The 21133-nt window shown below is 69.7% G+C and carries 27 protein-coding genes and 1 tRNA gene; 12 read left to right on the top strand and 16 right to left on the bottom strand.

The genetic code is table 11. The features are described 5' to 3' along the window. Positions 1–16: 16 nt before the first annotated feature. Together FNH09_RS09970 and FNH09_RS48375 are read right to left on the bottom strand one after the other, a co-directional pair. Positions 17–634 carry a YceI family protein gene (locus FNH09_RS09970; RefSeq protein ID WP_152886386.1) on the bottom strand — a complete coding sequence of 206 codons (618 nt, stop codon included), beginning with the start codon at positions 632–634 and terminating at the stop codon, positions 17–19. A 202-nt stretch (positions 635–836) separates the two neighbouring features. Then, the gene (locus FNH09_RS48375) at positions 837–1013 is read right to left on the bottom strand and encodes a hypothetical protein (RefSeq protein WP_238426585.1); all 177 of its coding nucleotides are present in this window, start codon (positions 1011–1013) and stop codon (positions 837–839) included. 114 nt (positions 1014–1127) lie between these two features. Between FNH09_RS48375 and FNH09_RS09960 the strand changes: the two genes are divergently transcribed. Continuing rightward, a complete protein-coding gene (locus tag FNH09_RS09960; RefSeq protein ID WP_152886385.1) occupies positions 1128–1889 on the top strand; it encodes a pirin family protein in 762 nt (253 codons plus the stop codon). A 209-nt stretch (positions 1890–2098) separates the two neighbouring features. Here FNH09_RS09960 and FNH09_RS09955 read toward each other — a convergent pair whose 3' ends face one another. After that, entirely contained in the window at positions 2099–2977 is an 879-nt protein-coding gene (locus tag FNH09_RS09955) for an SCO6745 family protein (protein WP_152886384.1), read from the bottom strand. A 125-nt stretch (positions 2978–3102) separates the two neighbouring features. Here FNH09_RS09955 and FNH09_RS09950 point away from each other — a divergent pair, with 125 nt between their 5' ends. The 4 genes from FNH09_RS09950 to FNH09_RS09935 all read left to right on the top strand — a co-directional run bounded on the left by FNH09_RS09950 (position 3103) and on the right by FNH09_RS09935 (position 6025). After that, a complete protein-coding gene (locus FNH09_RS09950; RefSeq protein ID WP_152886383.1) occupies positions 3103–3684 on the top strand; it encodes a TetR/AcrR family transcriptional regulator in 582 nt (193 codons plus the stop codon). A gap of 125 nt (positions 3685–3809) precedes the next feature. After that, positions 3810–4622, top strand: a complete 813-nt coding sequence (locus tag FNH09_RS09945; protein WP_152886382.1) for a MerR family transcriptional regulator — start codon at positions 3810–3812, stop codon at positions 4620–4622. Positions 4623–4703: 81 nt separating this feature from the next. After that, positions 4704–5024, top strand: coding sequence for a PfkB family carbohydrate kinase (locus FNH09_RS09940; RefSeq protein ID WP_152886381.1), 321 nt, complete (start codon positions 4704–4706; stop codon positions 5022–5024). A gap of 128 nt (positions 5025–5152) precedes the next feature. After that, positions 5153–6025, top strand: coding sequence for an alpha/beta fold hydrolase (locus FNH09_RS09935; RefSeq protein ID WP_162468333.1), 873 nt, complete (start codon positions 5153–5155; stop codon positions 6023–6025). Between the two features lie 541 nt (positions 6026–6566). Here the strand turns inward: FNH09_RS09935 and FNH09_RS09930 are convergent. The 6 genes from FNH09_RS09930 to FNH09_RS09905 form a co-directional block, all read right to left on the bottom strand. Then, positions 6567–6986, bottom strand: coding sequence for an SRPBCC family protein (locus FNH09_RS09930; RefSeq protein ID WP_152886379.1), 420 nt, complete (start codon positions 6984–6986; stop codon positions 6567–6569). 38 nt (positions 6987–7024) lie between these two features. Continuing rightward, positions 7025–8035 (bottom strand): aldo/keto reductase, encoded by a 1011-nt coding sequence (locus tag FNH09_RS09925; protein WP_152886378.1) that lies wholly within the window; start codon positions 8033–8035, stop codon positions 7025–7027. Between the two features lie 276 nt (positions 8036–8311). Beyond that, positions 8312–9142: an aldo/keto reductase gene (locus FNH09_RS09920; protein ID WP_152886377.1), complete on the bottom strand. Its 831-nt coding sequence runs from the start codon at positions 9140–9142 to the stop codon at positions 8312–8314. A 17-nt stretch (positions 9143–9159) separates the two neighbouring features. Then, entirely contained in the window at positions 9160–9507 is a 348-nt protein-coding gene (locus tag FNH09_RS09915) for a nuclear transport factor 2 family protein (protein WP_162468332.1), read from the bottom strand. Beyond that, positions 9504–9935, bottom strand: a complete 432-nt coding sequence (locus FNH09_RS09910) for a GlcG/HbpS family heme-binding protein (protein ID WP_152886376.1) — start codon at positions 9933–9935, stop codon at positions 9504–9506. Before FNH09_RS09910 ends, FNH09_RS09915 begins: the two co-directional genes overlap by 4 nt. A 52-nt stretch (positions 9936–9987) precedes the next feature. Then, positions 9988–11190 (bottom strand): MFS transporter, encoded by a 1203-nt coding sequence (locus tag FNH09_RS09905; RefSeq protein WP_152886375.1) that lies wholly within the window; start codon positions 11188–11190, stop codon positions 9988–9990. 321 nt (positions 11191–11511) lie between these two features. Here FNH09_RS09905 and FNH09_RS09900 point away from each other — a divergent pair, with 321 nt between their 5' ends. The 5 genes from FNH09_RS09900 to FNH09_RS09880 all read left to right on the top strand — a co-directional run bounded on the left by FNH09_RS09900 (position 11512) and on the right by FNH09_RS09880 (position 15571). Next, complete coding sequence (locus tag FNH09_RS09900) at positions 11512–11979, top strand: MarR family winged helix-turn-helix transcriptional regulator (RefSeq protein WP_152886374.1); 468 nt, start codon at positions 11512–11514, stop codon at positions 11977–11979. Between the two features lie 417 nt (positions 11980–12396). Next, complete coding sequence (locus tag FNH09_RS09895) at positions 12397–13425, top strand: helix-turn-helix domain-containing protein (RefSeq protein ID WP_338017523.1); 1029 nt, start codon at positions 12397–12399, stop codon at positions 13423–13425. Positions 13426–13544: 119 nt separating this feature from the next. Then, on the top strand, positions 13545–13934 hold the full coding sequence (locus FNH09_RS09890; RefSeq protein ID WP_152886373.1) for a hypothetical protein: 390 nt from the start codon (positions 13545–13547) through the stop codon (positions 13932–13934). A 174-nt stretch (positions 13935–14108) separates the two neighbouring features. Next, complete coding sequence (locus FNH09_RS09885; protein WP_152886372.1) at positions 14109–14597, top strand: DinB family protein; 489 nt, start codon at positions 14109–14111, stop codon at positions 14595–14597. A 209-nt stretch (positions 14598–14806) separates the two neighbouring features. Beyond that, entirely contained in the window at positions 14807–15571 is a 765-nt protein-coding gene (locus tag FNH09_RS09880; protein WP_152886402.1) for an MBL fold metallo-hydrolase, read from the top strand. 27 nt (positions 15572–15598) lie between these two features. Here FNH09_RS09880 and FNH09_RS09875 read toward each other — a convergent pair whose 3' ends face one another. After that, positions 15599–16381, bottom strand: coding sequence for an alpha/beta fold hydrolase (locus tag FNH09_RS09875; protein ID WP_152886371.1), 783 nt, complete (start codon positions 16379–16381; stop codon positions 15599–15601). Positions 16382–16744: 363 nt separating this feature from the next. Between FNH09_RS09875 and FNH09_RS09870 the strand changes: the two genes are divergently transcribed. Continuing rightward, positions 16745–17182, top strand: a complete 438-nt coding sequence (locus FNH09_RS09870) for a cytidine/deoxycytidylate deaminase family protein (RefSeq protein WP_152886370.1) — start codon at positions 16745–16747, stop codon at positions 17180–17182. A 96-nt stretch (positions 17183–17278) separates the two neighbouring features. Here FNH09_RS09870 and FNH09_RS09865 read toward each other — a convergent pair whose 3' ends face one another. The 6 genes from FNH09_RS09865 to FNH09_RS09840 all read right to left on the bottom strand — a co-directional run bounded on the left by FNH09_RS09865 (position 17279) and on the right by FNH09_RS09840 (position 20684). Further along, positions 17279–17689, bottom strand: coding sequence for a hypothetical protein (locus FNH09_RS09865; protein WP_152886369.1), 411 nt, complete (start codon positions 17687–17689; stop codon positions 17279–17281). Further along, the gene (locus FNH09_RS09860) at positions 17686–17916 is read right to left on the bottom strand and encodes a hypothetical protein (RefSeq protein WP_338017526.1); all 231 of its coding nucleotides are present in this window, start codon (positions 17914–17916) and stop codon (positions 17686–17688) included. The genes FNH09_RS09865 and FNH09_RS09860 overlap by 4 nt, the downstream gene beginning before the upstream one ends. A gap of 172 nt (positions 17917–18088) precedes the next feature. Then, positions 18089–18703 (bottom strand): class I SAM-dependent methyltransferase, encoded by a 615-nt coding sequence (locus FNH09_RS09855; RefSeq protein WP_152886367.1) that lies wholly within the window; start codon positions 18701–18703, stop codon positions 18089–18091. 168 nt (positions 18704–18871) lie between these two features. Next, on the bottom strand, positions 18872–19498 hold the full coding sequence (locus tag FNH09_RS09850; protein ID WP_152886366.1) for a hypothetical protein: 627 nt from the start codon (positions 19496–19498) through the stop codon (positions 18872–18874). A 197-nt stretch (positions 19499–19695) separates the two neighbouring features. Continuing rightward, positions 19696–20190, bottom strand: coding sequence for a YfbM family protein (locus FNH09_RS09845; RefSeq protein ID WP_152886401.1), 495 nt, complete (start codon positions 20188–20190; stop codon positions 19696–19698). 197 nt (positions 20191–20387) lie between these two features. After that, complete coding sequence (locus tag FNH09_RS09840) at positions 20388–20684, bottom strand: hypothetical protein (RefSeq protein ID WP_152886365.1); 297 nt, start codon at positions 20682–20684, stop codon at positions 20388–20390. Between the two features lie 219 nt (positions 20685–20903). Here FNH09_RS09840 and FNH09_RS09835 point away from each other — a divergent pair. Further along, positions 20904–20976: transfer RNA gene (locus tag FNH09_RS09835), tRNA-OTHER, on the top strand. The last annotated feature ends 157 nt before the right edge of the window (positions 20977–21133 follow it).

The following is a 21133-nucleotide window of genomic DNA, read 5'->3' as shown; positions in this document are numbered from 1 at the left end:
CCGGACCCGGCATGCGTCAGGCGTTCTTGATAGCCGAGATGTCGAAGTGCAGCTTGATCTTGTCCGAGACCAGCACGCCTCCGGTCTCCAGGGCGGCGTTCCAGGTCAGGCCCCACTCGGAACGCAGGATCTCGGCCTTGCCTTCGAACCCGACACGCTCGTTGCCGAACGGGTCCTTCGCGGCGCCGCTGAACTCCAGGTCGATGCTCAGCTGCCTGGTCACACCGAGGATGGTCAGGTCTCCGGTGATCCTGAAGTCGTCACCGCCCAGCGCTTCGGCCTTCGTGGAGCGGAAGGTCATCACCGGGAACTCGTCGGTCTTGAAGAAGTCGGCGCTCTTGAGGTGACCGTCGCGATCGGCGGACCCCGTGTCGATGCTGTCCATCGTGATGTCGATGGTCGCGGTGGAGGCGGCCGGGTTGCGGCCGTCCAGACGCAGGCTGCCGGTGAAGTCGTTGAACTTGCCCTTGACGTTCGTGACCATGGCGTGCCGGGCGACGAAGCCGAGCGTGGAGTGCGCCGGGTCGATGGTGTACTCACCCGTCACTGCGGCCAGGTGGGGGTTCGCGGCGGTGGCCGCCGTCGAGGCGGTGGCGGTCTTCACGGCACTGGTCTTACGTCCGAAGAGGCCCATGATGTGTCTGCTCCCAGGGAGGTCACTCGGGCCACAGGGACCCGGTTCGTTGAATGTTCAACCACGCTAACACCGTCGAGCGCCGACCCATTCCCACGGCAGTCGACAGCCCTGCCCGGCGGCCGCGAAGCGGCCCTCACGCGACGATCGGCGACCGGAGCAGGCGCGCATCACGGGGGCAGGACAGCCTTGAGCACGCAGATCACGGCACCTTGTCGCCGTACATCCCATCGAGCGGATCGGCGACGAGTTCGATGCGGGCGCCATCGGGATCCGGGAAGCGCACCGACGCCTCGCCGCGCACCGCGTGGTCCACACCGGCCCGGGCGAGGGTGTCGCACAGATGGCGCCGGCGGTCCGGATCGACCGAGATCGCCACATGGTGCAGGCCGCCGTCGTTCGGGACGGGAATGACCGGAGGCGCAATGTTGTATAACTTTCAACTACAAGCCGAGAGCAGCCTCCCCGGCCGCACGAACAGCAAGGACATCCCATGGCCTCTCTCCTCGACGTCCGACGCGCCGATGAGCGGTTCCACACTCGCGCCGGCTGGCTCGACTCCCGGCACTCCTTCTCGTTCTCCCGCCACTGGGATCCCAAGAACACCCACTTCGGACTGCTGCTGGTCTCCAACGACGACGTCGTCGCGCCGGGCACCGGCTTCGACACCCACCCCCACCGGGACATGGAGATCATCACCTGGGTCCTCGACGGCGGCCTCGTCCACCAGGACTCCGAAGGCCACAACGGGGTGATCTACCCCGGCCTCGCCCAGCGGATGAGCGCCGGGACCGGCATCCTGCACAGCGAGAAGAACGACTCTTGGACCCTCACCGGTGAGCCCGCCCACCAGAACCCCGTCCACTTCATCCAGATGTGGGTGATCCCCGACGAGGCCGGCATCAAGCCCGGCTACGAGCAGCTCGACGTCAACGACGAACTGGCCCGCGGTGACTGGACCACCCTCGCCTCGGGCATGCCGCAGCACGCCCACCAGCGCGCGATCGGCATCCGTCAGAAGCACGCCGCCCTGCACGTCGCCCGCATCCGCCCCGACGAGACGCTCCAGCTCGTCACCGCACCCTTCGTCCACCTCTTCGTGGCCCGCGGCAGTGCCGAACTGGAGGGTGCGGGAGCGCTGACCACCGGCGACACGGTCCGGATCACCGGCGCGGAGGGCCAGCGCATCACCGCGGGCCCCGACGGCGCCGAAGTGCTCATGTGGGAGATGAACGCCGCCGTCCCCACCAGCTGACGCGCCGACACGCGCTCCGGTCGGGTGGTCCGGCCTCCTGGACTACCCGCCGGGCCGGCTGCACACCACACGGCCGCAGCCAGGTCGACCGGACGCACGCGCCCGGCGTCCCCGTGGATCGTGCCGTCCGCCGGCCCGGCCGACGTCCCGGCCGGCACGACGCCGGCCAGGACTCGGGAGGACGCGCGGGATGCGGCACGCATCGCCAGTCACTCGTAGTCGAACTTCAGTCCGATGCCGAGCGTGCTCTGCTGCGGGAGGAGCCCGGTGCCGACGATGTCCAGCACCGGCGGCACGAGCAGTTCGGCCAACCGGGCCGTTTCGCCGGGCGTGAGCGCGTCCCAGGGTGCGGCCGCGAGCTCGCCGGTGAGCTTCTCGACCTCGGTACGGACCCGGAGTCCCTCGTCGGTGGCCGTGCCGTCGGCTCGCACCAGGCCGCGGGCGGCGAGGCGTTCGCGGGCGGCGCTCCACTCCTCGTCGGTCCATTGCCTGCTGCCGAACACCTCCCGCGGTGCGGCGCCGACGGCGGCGTGCGAGACCAGGGACTCTGCGGGACCGAGGCCGTGGGCCTGGAGGGCGGCGATGTGGCCGTCGCCGCGGTGCTCGCGCAGGATGGTGGCGGCCTGCCAGAGCGCCAGGTGCGGCTCGTCGGGCCAGGGCAGCGCGGAGTTGGCGGCGGCCAGGGGGCGGCCCGCGGTGTCCGCGGCCTCGGCGGCGCGACGGGCCAGGTCCGCGACCTCGCTCAGCTCCGGCAAGCCGATCCGGTCGCCGAGGAGCCTGCGCAGTGCGCGGTCCACTCCCGTCCTGCGGGCCCGCAGGACCTGCTCGGGCGCGGCGGTCCGCCAGGCTTCTGTGGTGTAGTGCTGCACCATCTGCGGCCTGAAGCTGTAGAAGAGGGCGTTCACCAGGTGCGGACCGGCCGGGCCGAGCGGTGCGGCACGGTAGGCGAAGTAGCTCGGCCAGCGCTCGTCGGTGGCGTAGCCGAGCACCGCGGCCTCCTCGAAGGCCTCCGGTGCGTAGTAGAGCGTGGCATGGATCGGCTCCAGTAACTGCCACAGCTGTCGGACCGTGCTCAGGCCGTGCTTCATGTCGCTTTCCCTCGCTGCCGCTGTCGCGCATCCAACAGGAACTTGACGTCGACTAGATTGCTCCGCCCCCGCCATCTTGTCAATGACTACTTGTCGTCGACTAGATATGGGATAACCTGCCCTCCATGGCCGCAACACGCACTTACCACCACGGAGATCTGCGCCGAGCCATCCTCTCCGCCACGCTGGAGGTCATCGCGAGCGACGGCGTCGGCGCGATCAGCCTCCGCGACCTCGCCCGCCGCGCCGAGGTCTCGCACGCCGCCCCCGCCCACCACTTCAAGGACAGAGCCGGGCTGCTGACCGCGATCGCCACGGAGGGCTTCGAGCTGCTGGCTGCCGCTCTGGCCACGGTGCCGGCCGGCACCTCGCACCGGCTGCGCGAAATGGGCGTGCGGTACGTGGAGTTCGCGCTGAGTCACCCAGCCCACTTCGCGGTGATGTTCCAGCCCCAGCTGCTCCACGGCGACGACCCGGAACTCACCGCCGCCAAGGAGCTCGCCTCCCGCGCGCTGCACTCGGGCGTCGAGGACCTCCCTGCCGCCAGGCGCGGCCCCGATGGCCGGCGCGCCGCGCTGGCCGCCTGGTCGCTGGCCCACGGCTTCGCCACTCTCCGGCTCAACGGCAGCCTCCCGCAACTGGACGACGACCCCGCCGAAACCTTTCGCGCACTCGTCAATGACCAGCGCGTCGCGGACGTTCCGTAGCCGGCCGCTGCCTCCACAAACCGTCCACCCCGCACAAGCCCTCCCCGGGCAGCTACCGGGGATCCGGGCGTCCGGGCAGCGTTCTTGACCCTCACACCGTGTCAGGCAGTCAACTCGGAGACATCATGTTCACCATCGGAGACTTCGCCCGGCACGGCCGCGTCTCGGTCCGGATGCTGCGTCACTACGACGCGACCGGCCTGCTGCGCCCGGCCCACGTCGACCCCGCCACCGGCTACCGCCACTACACGGCCGCCCAGATGGCCCGTCTCAACCGTGTCGTCGCGCTCAAGGACCTCGGCTTCACCCTCCAGCAGGTCCGGGCGATCCTGGACGAGAAGGTGACCACCGAGGAGCTGCGCGCCATGCTCACGTTGCGGCGCGCCGAGCTGGAGGCGGCGATGACGGCCGCGGCGGCCCGGCTGGTCCAGGTCGAGGCGAGGCTCCGCTCGATCGAGAGCGAGGGGCAGATGCCCAGCAACGATGTCGTACTCAAGAGCCTGCCGAGCGTACGGCTGGCCGAACTGACCGGAGTCGCACCGGATTTCGACACCATCGGTCCGGTCATCCAGCCGCTCTACGACGAGCTGTTCCGGCGTCTGGGGTCGGCGGGCATCGCCCCCTCCGGGCCAGGGGTCGCCTACTACGAGGACGCCCCGGACGGCGGGATCCTCGTCCACGCGGGCGTCGAGGTCTCCGCGCCCCTCCGCGAGGACGACGGGCTGCGGATCGTGGACCTGCCGCCCGTCGAGCAGGCGGCGACGATCATGCACCGCGGCTCGATGGAGACCGTGCTGCCCACCGTCCAGACCCTCGGCCGCTGGATCGACGCCAACGGCTACCGCTCGGCCGGCTACCCCCGGGAGATCAACCTGGAATGCCCCGACAACCACGACGAGTGGGTGACCGAACTCCAGGAACCGGTACACCGGGCCTGACAGGACAAAGACCGGCCAAGCCCTCCTGGCCGAGCTCACCGACGCGACGCACGCAACCCCCGCTCAGCCGCCGACCACGGCGTGGCCGACAACATCGCCCCGGGGCTCTCCCGGCTCGACAGTGCGCGGGTCCGCCATCTGGTGGAGGGCGCCCACTTCCGCTTCACCGACGGGTACGAGGCGGCGCTGCTGCCCGAACACACCGGCTGGACGCGCGAGCAGCTCCTGGACCGCACCGGGACCCGGGTGATCACACGCGGTTCCGCAGGCGCGGACATCGCACGAAAGGGAGAATCCTGGCAGCACGTCGAGGCGGTGCCCACGGACCCGGTGGCCGATCCCACCGGCGTGGGTAGGTGGTCGGCACACAGACCTACAAGGTCACCTCCGCCGACCTCCTGACGAGCGTCGAGAAGGCGTACGGCGCGGACACAGCCCCCGTGTCCGAGTCGCATCCGATCCCCTGAGCCCGTCCGTCACCGCGAAGGAGTACGACGTTGCCCACACCCGCTCCCGAGGACTCTCGCGGCGTGCGCAGGATCACCCTGGAGGCCGCGGGGGTGACCCTGTCCGCCCTGCTCAGCGAGCCCGAGGGCACGACCCCCCGTGCCGTGGTGGTCGCCGTCCACGGCGGTGGCATGAACGCGGCCTACTTCGACGGCCGGGCCCGCCCCCAGCTGTCCCTGCTGACGCTCGGAGCGCGTCTCGGCTACACCGTCCTGGCCGTGGACCGGCCCGGGTACGGGCATTCAGCCGCCGGACTCCCGCGCGGGCAGGGCCTGGCGGACCAGGCCGCAACACTGCGCGCCGCTCTGCACGACTTCTCCAGCCGATGGGACACGGGCGCCGGTCTGTTCCTGCTCGCCCACTCCTACGGCGGCAAGGTGGCACTGACCACCGCCGCGCAGAGCGGTCTGCCGGACCTGCTGGGGCTGGACATCTCGGGCTGCGGTCACGAGTACGCCCTCAGCCCCCACGAGACTCCCGGCTCTCACACCCGTGGCCGGCTCCGGATGAACTGGGGACCGCTGCGTCTCTACCCGCCGGACACCTTCGCCACCAGCCGCTCCCTCGTGGAGCCCATGCCCGCGTACGAACGCGCGGAGCTCGACCGCTGGCCCGAGCTCTTCCGGGCCACCGCGCCCCGGGTCCGGGTGCCCGTACGGCTGACCTTCGCCGAGCACGAGGCATGGTGGCGGCACGACGAGACGACACTCACCGACCTGGCCGCGTACTTCACCGCCGCCCCACGCCTGGTCGTCGACCGCCAGCCGGATGCCGGGCACAACATCAGCCTCGGCTGGGCCGCCCGCTCCTACCACCTGCGCGCCCTCTCGTTCCTCGAAGGCTGCCTCGCCGCCGACGAGGCAACGCCCGCCCGGCGACCCGCATCCATCTCCTGACCGGGCCCACCAGGCTCAGCAATGCCTTGCGCTCGTCGCCCGTGCGCAACTCCCGGCCGCCGTCCTCCTGCCGGCCCTGACGGGCTTCGCACCGATCCATTTCACCCGGCCCGCGCCAACCGGGGCCGGGTACGGGCCGTACATGGGCTGATCCTGCGGGGATCCACGCCCCTGGGTGCTCTCCACGTCGGCGGACTCGTCTCCCTGGGCACGACGCTCTGCCTCCTGCTGCACGGGCGTGCTGTCGCAGATCGCGGCACTCAACACTCACCGCACTCACGGCAAGGTGAGCAATTCCGGCACTTCGGCATAACTTGACGCCAAGAACTGGCAAATTTTCAGTCACCATTCAGATGCACCAGGTCATAACACCAGCAACCAGCCCTGCCTGGAACGCCGAAAAGTCGCTCCCTAGCCGCGCCTGGCCGTCGGCGACGGCAGCGCAGCGGGCGCCGGACGAACCGCGGCCCGGGCACGCGACGTGCGTGTCCGGGCCGTGCTGTGCGGTCGGCGTCGCGGCTGTGCGCGGGTCGGCCCTGGGTCAGGCGGACAGTGCCTGGTGGAGGGCGTCGAGGCCGTCGCGGTAGATGCCCGCGAACAGGTCCTCGGCCTCGGCGTCGGTGATGCCGTCGGGGGTGAAGCGGCCGGACCACTGGACCTCGGCGACGTCGTCCCGGCCGGCGATCGAGTGGACGCGGAGGGTGGAGAGGTACCCCGTGACCGGGAACGGAGCCTGGAGGATGGCGTAGCTGTAGTGCCGCTCCACCTCGTCGAAGGCGACGAGACGCTCGATGATGACGTCGCCGTCCGGGTTGGCCAGGCGGCGGACCCGGCCGCCTTCGAGCGCGGTGCTCTCGGGGATGTAGGGGAGCCAGTCGGGGAGGGCGTCGAAGCCGCCGATGAGGTCCCAGACCCGCTGGGGGGAGGCGGGGACGACGCGGGAGACGGAGGTGGAGGCCATGGTCTTCTCTCCTGGGGAGGGGAGTGGGGGGGTGGGGGTCAGGCGTTGTTCGGGAGCGGGGCGGCGGGGCTGACCAGGCCGGCGGCGCGCAGTTCGGTCCAGAACGCGGCCGGGACGGTCTCGTTCAGGGCCGCGGTGTCCTCGGCGATGCGGCTGGGGCGGGTGGCGCCGGGGATGACGGCGGCGGCCGCCGGGTGGGCGAGGGAGAACTGCAGCGCGGCGGCCTTGATGCTCACGCCGTGCTTCTCGGCCAGGGCCTTCAGCCTGGCGACCCGCTCGACGATCTCGGCCGGGGCCTGCTGGTACTCGAAGTGCGTGCCGCCGGCGAGGATGCCCGAGCTGTAGGGGCCGCCGACGACCATGTCGACGCCCTGCTCCTGGGCCATGGGCAGCAGGCGCTGGAGGGCGTGCTCGTGGTCGAGGAGGGTGTAGCGGCCGGCGAGCAGGAAGCCATCGGGGCGGGGCTCGTCGAGGGCGAGGGTCAGCTCGATGGGCTCGGTGCGGTTGACGCCGAGACCCCAGGCCTTGATGACGCCCTCGTCACGCAGCCGGGACAGGACGCGGAAGGCGCCGGTGCGGGCTTCCTCGAACTTCTTGAGCCACAGGTCGCCGTGGAAGTCCTGGGCGATGTCGTGGACCCAGACGATGTCGAGGCGGTCGGTGCCCAGGCGCCGGAGGCTGTCCTCGACGGAGCGCTCGGTGGCCTCTGCGGTCCATTCGTGGACGATCTTGTTGGGGTTGCCGTGCTCGAACAGGCCGCCCTTCTCGCCGAGGTCGCGGGCGGCACTCTCGTGCTCGTCGAGGATGACGCGGCCGACCTTGGTGGACAGGACGAAGGAGTCGCGGGGCTTGGTCGACAGGACTTCGCCGAGGCGGGTCTCGGCGAGGCCGGCGCCGTAGAAGGGGGCGGTGTCGTAGAAGCGGATGCCGTGGTCCCAGGCCGCTTCGACGGTGGCGCGGGCCTCGTCGTCGGGGATCGCGCGGAACATGTTGCCGAGCGGTGCGGTGCCGAAGCCGAGGCGGCCGGGGAGGATCTTCTTGAGCGACATGACAGTGCCTTTGCTTGTACGTGTGGGGGGGTGGTGTTGCCGTGCAGGGTGGGCGCGAGCTCCGCATTTGCATGCATGCGCCCCTTACATGCGAAAACAATACTTGCATACGCGGGCTATTGCAAATGGGGTCCTGCCCGTGTGTCCGCGCCGCCCGCGATCACGGCGAGGCCATCCGGACCCGGAGACCCAAGGGCCGGGCGGACGAGAAACGGGGCTCCGCTCCGGGGCGTCTGCCCGGAACGGAGCCCCGCGGGGAGGGGAGGATGCGTCGGCTCAGTTGAGCTCGTCGGGGTGCGGGCCGGTGCGCAGACCGCGGTCGAGCGCGGCCACGGCGCCCATCTCCTCTTCCGTGAGGGCGAAGTCGAAGACGTCGAAGTTCTCGCGGATCCGGGCCGGGGTCACCGACTTGGGGATGACGACGTTGCCCAGCTGGAGGTGCCAGCGCAGGACGATCTGGGCGGGGGATTTGCCGTAGCGGGCGGCCAGGTCACCGACGGAGCGGTCGTCGAGGACGGCACCCTGGGCCAGCGGGCTCCATGCCTCGGTCGCGATTCCGTGCTCGGCGTGGAAGGTGCGCAGCTCGGTCTGCTGGAGGCCGGGGTGCAGCTCGATCTGGTTGACGGCCGGAACCAGCGCGGAGTCGCTCATCAGCCGCAGCAGGTGGCCGGGCTGGAAGTTCGAGACGCCGGCGGCGCGGATGCGCCCCTCCCCGGCGAGCCGCTCCAGGGCGCGCCAGGAGTCCCGGTACAGGTCGCGGGCGGGCGCCGGCCAATGGATCAGATAGAGGTCCACGTGGTCGAGGCCGAGCTTGGCGAGGCTCGCGTCGAAGGCGCGCAGGGTGGCGTCGTACCCCTGGTCGGCGTTCCACAGCTTCGTGGTGACGAACAGCTCGTCGCGGGGCAACCCGGAGGCGGCCAGCGCACGGCCGACGCCGGTTTCGTTGCCGTAGATGGCGGCGGTGTCGATGCTGCGGTAGCCGGTTTCGAGGGCGGCGGTGACGGCGGCGGCGGTCGCGTCGTCGGGGACCTGGAAGACGCCGAAGCCGAGCTGGGGGATCTCGACGCCGTTGTTCAGGGCGACGGTGGGGATGGTGGCGGATGCCATGGTGTGCGGATCTTCCTTCACGGGGTGCGGGGGGTGAGGGTGTAGCGGACGGTCTGGGCGCTGATCAGGCCGTCGCGGAAGACGAAAGTGTCGACGCCGTCGATGACCTGGTGGGTGCCGCTGGTCGCGGACCACTCCAGGAACAGGACGTCCGCGGCGAAGCTGGGGGTCAGCTGCCACTCGGCGTCGGGGAGGTCGGCCAGCAGCCGACCGATGCCCTCCTGGACACCCCGACGGCCGGTCAGCACGCCGTCAGGAGTGACGAAGACCGCGTCCTCGGTGTAGTTGCGGCTGATCAGGTCGAGATCGCCGGTGCCGAGGCGGGTGCCGTGGTCGGCGAAGACCTCCTGCGGGGTGCGGGTCACCGGGAGAGCTCCTCGAGTGCGGTGGTGGCGAAGGCGTGGTCCTGCTCGGGCGCGCCGCCGCCCACGCCGACGGCGCCGACGAGCCGGCCGTCGCGGTGGACGGGGATGCCGCCGGCGATGAACAGCAGCGGGCGGTCGAGCGCGGTCGGCAGGGAGTGGAAGGGTCCGTCGGGCTTGACCAGCTCGACCAGGTCGGCGGTCGGGGCGTCGAGCTGGAGCGCTGTGTACGCCTTGCGGGTGCTGGTCTCGCCGGAGATCAGCACCGCCCGGTCGTCGCGGCGGAAGGCGAGCAGGTGGCCGCCGGCGTCCAGGACGGTGACGCTGACGGCGACCCCTGCCGCCTCGGCGGCACGGCGGGCGGCGGTGATCAGGACTTCGGCGTCGGTGGTCGTCAGCGGGGTGACGGTGGCGGGGGCGGTGGTGCTCATGGCGCTGCTCCTCGGTGATGCGGGACGGTGGAAGGGAGGGGGGTCAGGGAGGTCAGTGGCGTACGGGGGTACGGGCCGGGCCGTCGGCGGCGACGGCCGGTACAGCCGTGGGGGCGCGGCGCTCCAGGGCCGCGGACCACAGGGCCAGGCCCAGTGCGGCGGCGGCGAGGACGGCGCCGACCCAGTTCGGGGACGTGTAGCCGAAGCCCGCGGCGATCACGAGTCCGCCGAGCCAGGCGGCCAGCGCGTTGCCCAGGTTGAAGGCGCCGATGTTGACGGCGGAGGCCAGCGTGGGGGCGCCATGCGCCTGGTCGAGCACCCGCTTCTGGAGCGGCGGCACGGTGGCGAAGCCGAGCGCGCCGACGAGCAGGATGGCGAGCGCGGCGAGGATCTTGTCGTGCGCGAACACCGTGAACAGCGCCAGCACGACCGCGAGCCCGCCGAGGGTGACGTACAGCATGGGCATCAGGGCCCGGTCGGCGAAGCGGCCGCCCAGCAGGTTGCCGAGGAACATGCCGATGCCGAAGAGGACCAGGAGCCAGGTGACGGCGCCGTCGGAGTAGCCGGCGACATGGGTCATCATCGGCGCGATGTAGGTGATCGCTGCGAAGACACCGCCGAAACCGAGCACGGTCATCGCCATGGCGAGCAGGACCTGCGGGTTGCGGAAGGCGGTGAGCTCCCGGCGCAGGTGGGCGCCCTCCGGGCGCGGCATCGCGGGCACGAGCTTGACGATGCCGAGCAGTCCGATCACCCCGAGCGCGGCGACGATCGCGAAGGTGGTGCGCCAGCCGACCGCCTGCCCGACGAAGGTGCCCAGCGGCACGCCCACGATGTTGGCGACCGTCAGGCCGGTGAACATGGTGGCGATGGCGCCGGCCTTCTTGTCCGGGGCGACGAGGTCGGCGGCGACGACGGACCCGAGGCCGAAGAACGAGCCGTGGGCGAGCGAGGTGATCACGCGGCCGACCAGCATCATGCCGAAGCTGGGGGCGAGCGCGGACAGTATGTTGCCGAGCACGAACAGGCCCATCAGCAGCATGAGCATCCGCTTACGGCTCACCTTGTTGCCGAGCACCGTCAGCAGCGGCGCGCCGACCACGACGCCGAGCGCGTAGCCGGTGACCAGCAGGCCCGCTGTGGGGATGGAGACGCCGTAGGTGGCGGCGATGTCGGGCAGCAGCCCCATGATCACGAATTCGGTGGTGCCGATTCCGAAGGCGCCGATGGCCAGGGCTAGGAGTGCGAGAGGCATGGACTCGGCCTTCCAACAGTTGCTTGAGCGAGCTCTTTAGACGCTCAGACAATAGTTGCAGACGCGCTATAAGTGCAAGCGCGGCTAACCCTCGTGCGGTATGACTGTGGTCTCGGAGTGGAGCTCGCGGGCCGGTGGAGCTCGCGGGCCGCAACCCGCGCACAAGCACCGCGACAGACACAGGCGACAGCGGTGCGGCGGCACCGGCGGAGCAGGGGCGCGACAGCAGCGGGATACTTGCGTCCGCCCCCTATCAGCCCTGGCCGGTAATTTTTTTCGCGCCTATCCTGGATCCTGTCCCCCGGAAGGAGACTCGGACTGATGACCGCCACAGACCCCGCCCTCACCGCCCTCGCCAGCGGATGGGGCGCGCTCTCCCTCCTGCACGGCAAGATCGAGACACGTATCGAGCGCGCTCTCCAAGCCGGGCACGAGCTCAGCGTCCGCGAGTACTCGCTCCTCGACGTCCTCAGCCGTCAGCACGACCGCGAGGGCGGACACCTCCAGATGAAGCAGGTCGCCGACGCGGTCGTGCTCAGCCAGAGCGCCACCACCCGCCTGGTCTCCCGACTGGAGGACCGGGGCCTGCTGTCCCGGTATCTGTGCCCCACCGACCGCCGCGGCATCTACACCGACGTCACCGCGTCCGGCCTGGCACTGCTCGAACAGGCCCGGCCGACCAACGACGCGGCCCTGCGGGAGGCACTCGACGAGGCGGCGAAGAACCCGGAGCTCGCCTCACTGGTCGAAGCCGTCGAGGCCACGAACGCCCCGGCGTCGAAGCCGTAGCCGGTAGCCGGTAGCCGGTAGCCGGTAGCCGGTAGCCGGTAGCGATCGGAACACAGGCCGGACGCCCTCACCTCCCCGAAGGGCGCCCGCGGCACATCTCCCGCAACGGCTCCACCGCCTCGGAATCAAGGACCCTGGCGGCAACACCCCCTCCCCCGGGCCGCCCCTGCCACCGCGGACTACCAGCACGTCCTGACTGCGCCCGAGTGGCGTGCGAGACAGGGGGCATACAGTCTCGGGGACCGGTGCACCAAATGATCCGGCACGGGTACGGCGCGTCTCGCTCCGTTGCCCACCTGCTCGCCAAGCCACCGTCACCGTCACCGTCACCGTCACCGTCACCGGTCGAGGGTCGAACTCGGCGTGGACGAGTGACGCTCCGCGCCATTTCGATCGATTCGATCAAGGGGGAACCGCGTGGGCGTGCTGCGCTTTCACTTCACTGCCGCCGACCTCGGCAGGACCCGTGTCGCAGCCCATCCGGATCCGTTATGGGAACTGGTGCTGAGCGCCAACCTGCTCGGCAACCGCGAGGGCCGCGCGGTGTTCGACCGATGGCGCGTCGATGCCCGCGCTCGGATACGGACCCTCCCGCCCTGGCTCGGAGGCGTGGTCCGCACCCTTGCACCCCCGAAGGGTGACTTCCCGGATCTGCTCACTCCCCTGGCCGGCCAGCACGGCATCGAGGCAGGCCTGGAGGCCGTCCTGTCGACACCGCGGGACCGCCTGACGCGCGAGCTCACAGCACTGGGCCCCTTACCCCGATGGGCGGGTCCGCTCGTCCGGGGCGAACGTGCGGGCCTGGCCCTGCTCGGCCAGGCCCTGGACGGTTACTACACACACGTGCTCGGGCCGTACTGGCCGCGCGTCGAGGCTCTGGTGGCCGCCGACCAGGCGCTGCGGGCCAGGGCGTTCATGCGGGGAGGTGTCTCCGCCGTGCTCGACAGCCTCCGCCCCTGCCTCCGCTGGCAGGCTCCGGTGCTGGAAGCCGACTATCCGCAGGATCGCGACGTGCATCTCGACGGCCGCGGTCTGCTGTTGATCCCCTCCGCGTTCTGCTGGCGCCTGCCCGTCACCTGGATCGACCCGGCGCTGCCCCCTGTCGTGGTCTACCCGGTCCACCACACCCCTCAGTGGTGGGGCACTTCGCAGGAGGGCCCCGGCCGCGACGCCCTCGCTGCCCTGCTGGGCGCCACCAGGGCAGCCGTGCTGCGGGCGGCGGCCGCCGGTGACTCGTGCGGCGAACTGGCCCGTCGCGTCGGCAAGTCGGTCAGCATCACCAGCTATCACCTGAACGTGCTCTGCGAGGCCGGCCTGGCGACCTCGGTGCCGGACGGACCGCGCACCCTGTACACCGCAACCACCCTGGGACTGCGTCTGCTGGAGCACAACAGCACCCCCGACACACGCCCTGGCACCCTCCGATCCGCCGCGCCTCCCATGTGAGCAGGCCTTTCGCATCAGGATTGGACAGCGTTGTGGCCCGCACTCCGCCCCGCGACGCTGGGCGCGTGCAGTTTCCCGGCGCGGAGACACCGCGTGTATTCGTCAACAGGGGGAGAATCATGAACAGACGAAAGATGATCGCGATCAGCGCGGCAACCTCCGCCGTGGCCGGGGTACTTCTCCTCGCCCCCGCGTCACCGGCGTCCGCGGCCACATCCTGCTACGACAGCGCCAAGACGATCACCGGCACTGACGACAACTGGCACTGGCCCGCGAGTGACCCCAACTACCGCTACACGACGTCGTACTGCAACGACATCAACGTGAAGATCACCACGACGGTGAAGGTGCAGACCTGCTTCGAGCCGTCGAGCGGCGGCTATTACTGCAACAGCATGCGCACCGTCTCTGCCAACACCTGGGGCCTTGCGGCCACAGACGTGAAGGACGGCACCAAGTTCTGGCTCGTCTTCAACACCTCACAAGTCCGGGGCCTCGTCGCCTACTGATCCAAGGCGCACTCCCGGCAGCCAGGGGTGCCCGGCCGCCTCTTCGATGCGGCCGGGCGCCGCAGGGCCGACGCCGGAGTGCTGCGCCCGTACGCAGAAGGTCCGGCACCGCGCCCGCGCCCTCCCACGGGCGCGCACACCCTGCTTGTCAGTGGCTGCTGGAACCATGACCGCATGGACACAGACGACATGGAGAAGAAGGCGCTGTCGGCGTTCCTCTCGGCGCAGCGAGCCAGCGTGCTGGCCATTGTCGATGGCCTCGACACGAAAGCCCTGACCACGTCGGTCCTGCCCTCCGGCTGGACTCCTCTGGGGCTCATAGAACACCTGGGGTATGCGGAACGGCACTGGTTCCAGGAGATCGCCACCGGGGCGGCCGAGCCGTTGGACTGGCCCGACGACCATGCCGCGCTGACGACACCCCGACCGCCGGAGGTGGTTTTCGCCTTCTACGACGACCAGTGCCGACGCTCCGACGCCGTGATCGCCCGTACGCCACTGTCGGCACCCCCGCAGGGCCGTCACCCCGGTCCGCTGGGGGACGAAGTCACCGACCTGCGCGGGATCGTCCTGCACATGATCGAGGAAACCGCGCGTCACGCCGGCCATCTGGACACCGTCCGCGAACTCCTCGACGGACGAACAGGACTCGGACCTCGCTGACCGCCGTATCGAAGACCGGTCCCCGACGCGATCACCCACCGACCGTCAGAACGCCTCCCCTTACCGCCCATGCCACCACTGCCGTCAGCGCGAACCGGCGTGCGCGGAGCTTCGCCTCAACCACACCCTCGCGCCCACCGCGCGCCGAGACCGATGAATTCGGCTGCGGATCCCAGTCTCAGCACCGTAACCAGCCGACGGGAGTGGACATGGGCAAGCTGAATCAGGTGGCCGACGGCGTCTGGGTCCGGCAGAGCGAGTGGGTCTGGAGCAATTCCATCGTGGTGCGCGGGGAGGACGGCTTGATCCTGATCGATCCCGGCATCAATGGCTCCGAATTGAACCAACTCGCCGACGATGTGGAGCGGCTCGGCATTCCGGTGGTCGCCGGGTTCTCCACCCATCCCCACTGGGACCATCTGCTCTGGCATCCCCGGTTCGGCGACGTGCCGCGTTACGCCACCCCCGCCGCCGCCCACCTCGCCGGTCGAGCCCGGGAGCGGGCGCAGGCGATGGCCGCGGAGAGCGCCTCGGATGTCCCCCTCGACCTGGTCGCGCTCGCCACCGCGCTGCCCGCGGACGGCGGACCGGTGCCGGGCGAGGTCATCGAGCATCAGGCGCACGCTGTCGGCCACGCCGCGGTGCTCCTCGCAGACCGTGGCGTCCTGCTCGCCGGCGACATGCTCTCCGACGTCCTGATCCCGCTCTTCGACTTTCGCCAGGACGATCAGGTGGGAGCCTACGAGAAGGCACTCGACCGGCTGGGTGAGGCCGCCCGGCACGTGGATGTCGTGGTCCCCGGCCACGGGGCCGTGGCCGAGGGTTCCGAGGTGGCGGCCCGCCTCGCCGCCGATCATGCGTACGTCGACGCGCTGCGACGAGCGGCGGAACCGGTCGACGCGCGTCTTGATCAAGACTGGCTCTCCGGCCCCCACCAGTCGAACCTGGAGCAGGCCCATCACTCATCCCGATGAACGACGAAGTTCGGCGTCCTCGCACTCCTACGCAGCCGCGAGGGCCGCCCTGGCCAGCCAGTCGTCCATCAGTCCTGCCAGGACCTCCGGCTGCTCGTGGGGAAGCGCGTGGCCGGCGCCGTCCAGCACTGCCAGGGTGGCCCGCGGGTAGTGGTCGAGCAGGTCCGCGGCCGCCACGTACCCGACGACGGAGTCCTGCCTTCCGGCCACGACGAGTGTCGGACCCGGGTACGCCGGTCCCTCGGTCGCTTCGAGTTCCCATCGCTCGCCGATCCGCTCCATGGCGGCCTGGTCGACCAGGGGGATCGCCGGGGCTACGAACCGCTCATACCGGTCGAGCATCGCCGCCGACTGCACCACGAAATAGCGGCGGAACTCCTCACTGCCCAAATCGTCTGCCGCGACCACCGCGTGATGGGCCGGGACCTCGCGGGCCGCTGTGAACAGTGGACACACCAGGGCCAGACCAGAGACCCGGTCGGGCCGTCGAGCTGCGATCCCTTGGGCATAGTAGGCACCGGCCGAGTGGCCGACGACAAGGATGTCGTCGGCCCCTGAGACCTCATCGGCGAAGCCGAGCAGCACGTCGAGGACGTCGTTGGCGCTGCGCAGGGACGCAGGTCCCGGCGTGCGCCCCATTCCGGGGAGATCCGGATAGATTCGCCGGTAGCCGTCACGCACCGCCAGAGCCGGTTCGAAGCAGGCCACGGCCTCGCGGTGGTCGACCCCCGCTCCATGCAGCACCAGCACCGGCCTGCCTTCGCCGTACTCGACGTAGGCCACCGGCACCTCGCCCACCGCACACTCCATCCAGCCAACCTATCAACGCACCACTCCTGCCGGCCGTGGAGGCCTACGACCTCCGTTCATCACCTGGGCTTCACAACATGTCCCAGCAGGACGAGGCCTATTCCCACGACGAAGAGCGATGGTGAATACGCGTTCAGGCTGACGATCACCAGCAGAGCGCCCCCTCCCCAGAGTCTTGGCTGGCGCACCTTCCCGTCGAGCCAGTTGCCTGGCATGCGGCCGAGAAGCAGACCATGCACTCCGAGGACGGCCCCGGCGACAGCACTCTGCGCAGGTCGGGAGGCGCTGTGCTAGGTATGCCGGTGAGAGCACGCCGTCGTGTACAGGGCTCATGTCACCTGAAACCGGATGAAGGCAGAGAAGATGGCCATGCAGACCGACCGTGTCGACCACGAGCTGATCCGGGCAGCGGCACACGTCGCGGCCACCCGCTGCCGGGGCGACAACCACACCATGGCGGCTGCGGCCCGCGCCCGGGACGGCCGGATCATCACCGCGGTGAACGCGTACCACTTCACCGGAGGCCCCTGCGCAGAGCTGGTCCTGATCGGCACGGCTGCGGCTCAGGGCGTCTACGAACTGGACGCCGTCGTCGCCGTGGGTGACCGCGACCGAGGCGTCGTGCCCCCGTGCGGCCGCTGCCGCCAGGTCCTTCTTGACTACTTCCCAGCGCTGAAAGTCATCGTCGCGACAAACGAGGGCCTACGGACGATTCCCGTCAGCAACCTGCTTCCCGAAAGCTACATCTGGGCAGACCACCAGCTCGACACTGACGAAAGCACACCACTCAGCCCGAGCTGACGCCCCAGGCGATTACACGGCGAATATTGCGGCGCCGCAGATACGCGCGGCGGGGTCTGTCGCTGTATGCCGTCAGGCCCCGTGCAGGTCGGCTCATCAAGGGACGGGAGGCTGCACCCAAGGAGCGAGACGTTCGCCGGCGGCCGGCTCGCGCCAGTAACGGAAGACAGTGCCCCGGACGACGTCGACCCGCCCGGCAGCAATCAGACAGGGAGCCGGACCCGGGCCGCCGGCATCCGCGTCGAAGGCGACAACGACCGGCGGCGTCTCTCCGACCTGGTCGGCAACCGACTGCATCTCGACCGGCGTCGGTGCGCGGAAGACCGGATCGTGGAAGAAGGACGGACATCTGACCAGGACCGGGTCGGCGAAGACCAGCTCCAGGTGATGGGCGTACGAAATGTCATACCCGGAGCCCAGGCGCAGCAGGCCGGCGTTCCACTCCACCACGTCCCAGTCCCACCAGGACCCCTCGGGGAGCTGGATCACCATTTGATCCCTGCTCATGCCGAGGTTTCCGGGATGACCAGGCCGAACGCGCGCAACCGGGGAAGGCCGGCCTCCAAGCACGCTTCCACCGAGGCAGCGTCCGTTCGCACCAGGAGGTCCTCGTGGAACGGGGAGCCGCTCGCGACGAACGACCATGGCCGAACGCCCTCACGCATGCGCTCGGCGTCCGCTTTGAAGAGCACCGTGACCCCCTGCTCGGCCAGCGACTCCATGACGCGCACCACGTCCAACGAAACTCCCTTGCCACACCGATCGAACAGTCAGCAGAGCTACACGAGCATTCTCCTGCCCACTCGACGGCTTGAGGGCTTGGGGGCTTGGGGGCCTGAGACGCCATCCGCCCATCTCGGACGCCAGGGTGCGGCTCCAGCTGGGAAGACCGCCACCGACGCCGGATCAGCGGGCGGGTTTCTCCCAGGTCAGCGAGTATCGACGCAGCACATGCCTGCGGTAGCGCACGCCGGGCAGCAGCCGCCGGGCAACGGCCCGCACCTGCCCGTAACTCATCTGCGGGTCGGCGACCGGCATGCCCTGTGGGCCACCTGCGCGACGCAGCACCTTCGTGATCCGCACGATCGGGGCAGCCGCGATCAACGCCGCCCACTCCGTCACAGTCGCCTCGCGGGCCAGACCGACCACCACCAGCGTGCCACCGGGCCGCAGCAGCTCTCGCATCCGGAGAAGAGCCGCCTCGAAATCCATGTGATGGACCGTGGTCACCGAGCAGACGAAGTCGTACTGCGCACCGGGAAGTTCTGCGGTGAGGAAATCACCCTCGACGAAAGCGAGTTGCAGGTGTCCGGCAGCCAACTCGCGTGCGCGCGCGATCATCTCCGCCGACTTGTCGATCCCGGTGACGTGTTTCGCCCGCCCGGCAAGCTTCCGGGCCAGCAGCCCGTCCCCACAGCCCACGTCCAGCGCATCGCCGCACCCCTCCGGAACAGCCCGGAGGATGCCCGGGTGCCGGGCGACGTTGGTGTTCCAGTACGGCTCTGCGACGGGCTGGGGCATCGGATCATCGTAGAGACCGGTCAGGGCCTGCCAAGTGATCCCGGCCCCCCGACCTGCAATGACAGAAGCCCACAGCATCTGAACTGGTCAGAGCTGTGGGCCTCATCGGTGTCACGGGTCAGCTAGACCGGTGTTCAGTACAGCGGCGAATGAGATCGTTCGGAAGGCTCAGACGGGCATCTCGTCGTCGGTGGCCTGGCGACGACCTCCGTACGAGGTGACCAATGCGTCAGCGACGGCCACCGCGTCCGCATCGGCCACATCCGCCGGGTACTCCGGCAGAAGGTCGTCCCAGACGGGCATCCATGACCCATAGAGCTGGGCCTGGCCCTCGGGCCGAGCGAAGAACCAGATGTGCAGGTGCGCGGCTCCGTCCCCGATCCGGTAGACGTGGGCTCGGGAGACATGCGGTATGGCCTGCACATGGCGGACGATGTGAGTGGTGAGCACCCCGAGTTCGGCAGCCATGTCGTCGGGCAGATCCGCCATGTCGTAGTGATCTCGGGAGAACAGCATCAGTACCAAAGGCACGCCGACGCCCATGATCCGGGTCAGTCGCCAGCGTTCGTCGAACCAGATGCCTTCGTTTCGGGCGCGGCACGGGTCGCAGTTCGCCGGATCCTCGCCGTGCCGGTCCGGCTCAGGCAGAACGGGCGGACGCAGCGGCGCAACGCGAAGTCCTTCAGGTTCGAACGGGCTTATCTCCCAGCTGGTCATCCGCGCCAACGGAAGCCGAAGCTCACCGTCCGCGGCCGCGCGTGCGTGGTCGTAGAACTCATCAGGTCGCAAAGCCATGATCGGAGACTAACGTGGCCCACAGGCGCCCCGACCGTGCCGGACGCGTGCCAGATCGTGCGGGAAACCACGGGGAACAGCGGATCTGAACTCCGCAGGCGGAAAGCTCCTGGGTCGCTGTAGCGCAGGTCAACTCCACCATTACCGATAGATCACCTGAGCTCCTCAAGCTCCGGTCTTCACGCTGTCCTGGCCCGTCAGTCCAGCCAGACGATCACCGCGTCATTCGCTTCGGCGGCAGCCTCGAAGAACTGTGTGAGCCCGTCGTACCAATGACGGCCCCACTCCAGCGCGCCAGGCTCACCCCATCCAAGGGGGTACACCTCGGCGCTGGTCAGCTCAGCCGGATCCACCCCCGTGACGAGCCGGGTGTAACTGGTGGACCGCAGAGCCTTCCCCGCAAGCCGGACCCGCTCGGGCCGCAGGTATCTCGGGGGCCCGTATCCCCAGTCCTCGTCCTCGGCGAACGGCTCCTCACCGTGGATCACGTTCACCGGGAACTCGGCACGCGCCAGCAGAAAGCGAAGCATGTCCCAGGTCTTGTACGTGCTGAAGTGACGCGCCTCGGCCGGCGCGGGATTGGTCTCCTCCTCGGCGTCCTGCACCTCTTCAACGAAGTCCAACGCCCAGTCGGGGTTCTGGATCGCTCGGCCAAGCTCAGCAGCCGTGACACGTAGGTACTCACCGATCATGCTCACGGCCGGAGACTAGGCGAGGCTGCTGACAACGGCCGCCGCGCCCGTATCGCTTTCCACCCCATTCAGCGTGGTGCACCGGACTCCACCCCGGCCCCGGAGCCGATCCCGGTTGAACAGCTTGTGTCCGCCCACGCCCATGGAAGAGGGGTGCGCGCTGGAACCCCCGGAAGCCGACCGCGCGCTTGAGACCATCAGGAGCACTTGCAGGACCAGGCGTAGGCGACCAAGAGGGCTGCCACGGCAAACGTGGCGGCCGCCACGCCCGCCAGTCGTCCGCGCCGCCCTGGCCTGGCGGGACGAACCAACTCCCAGCCTCCGTAACCGAGGAAGGCCAGCAGGGCACCACCTAAACCCCCGGTGACGAGCGGGCTGCGCTCCCAACCCCAGACGAACGCCAGAGCCAGACCTCCCACAGTAAGGCAGGCAATGACCTTCAGCACCACTTCCCCGACGAGCTCCACCAGGGATTCCTTCAGGAACGAGCCCACGCCTCGGAGCACACGAAGGACACGACTTCGAGCCACAAGAACGGCCACACGCCCCCAGACCCAGTCTCGAATGATCGGACCCTACAAAATCGCGACGTGCCGGGGAAGAGCGATCAAGGCCATCTGTTCGGCACCACAGCAGCGCCACGAGCGCGTCCACCACGAAGGACAGGCGCCGAGAGCGCCCGGTGGCGATTCCGCCCGTCTGTCGCACCAGTCGCCAACCGCAGCCGGAGCGGACGGGATCGAACTCCTCAAGCGCGTGCCGCAGGTTCGAATCCTGCCGGGGGCACAGGCCGAAGGGCCGGCTCATGAGGGTTCGCCCCCAAGCCGGCCCTTCGTCGCGTCCGGGGCCGTGCCACATACGTGCCACTAGAGCCCACGCGGAGCACACATCCCCCGGCTACAGAGTCGGCGTCTCTCACTGTTGGATATGAGCGTGCCGAAGA

This window comes from Streptomyces adustus (assembly GCF_009377175.1).
GTDB lineage: Bacteria > Actinomycetota > Actinomycetes > Streptomycetales > Streptomycetaceae > Streptomyces > Streptomyces adustus.
This window is presented reverse-complemented; position numbering and strand designations above follow the sequence as displayed.